This window comes from Mycobacterium hackensackense (genome assembly GCF_025822555.1).
In the GTDB taxonomy this organism is placed as follows: domain Bacteria; phylum Actinomycetota; class Actinomycetes; order Mycobacteriales; family Mycobacteriaceae; genus Mycobacterium; species Mycobacterium fluoranthenivorans.
This window is the reverse complement of record NZ_JACKUC010000014.1, coordinates 1-364: the sequence shown is the minus strand read 5'-3', so window position 1 is coordinate 364 and position 364 is coordinate 1. Positions and strand designations below refer to the sequence as shown.

Genomic DNA, 364 nt, shown 5'->3' with positions numbered 1-364 from the left:
GGCCGCCCGAGGCGTTGAGCACCAGCATGTCGAGCCGGCCGAAACGTTCGCCGATCTCGGTGATCATGGCGGCCACGGCCGTCTCGTCGGAGATGTCGGCCCCCACTGTCGAGGCCCGGCCGCCGAGGGCACGGATATCGTCGGCGACGGTCTGCGCCCGTTTGACCTTCTCGCGGTAGTTGACGATGACGTGGGTGTCCGGGTCGGCCAGCTGGCGGGCGACTTCGGCGCCGATGCCGCGGGACGCTCCGGTGACCAATGCGATCCGGCTGTCGTGCATATCGGTTCCTTCCGCTGATCACGGGGGAGAATGCTCACCCGTGCTGGCACCTGCGAAGCTTCACCGTACCTCAAAATTAAGAAA

At 65.9% G+C, this 364-nt stretch carries 1 protein-coding gene; it reads right to left on the bottom strand.

Features of this window, described 5'->3' with window-relative positions:
- Positions 1–280, bottom strand: a 280-nt coding sequence (locus H7J86_RS00085; RefSeq protein WP_267288616.1) for an SDR family NAD(P)-dependent oxidoreductase, incomplete at its 3' end; no start/stop codon positions are given.
- Positions 281–364: the final 84 nt, after the last annotated feature.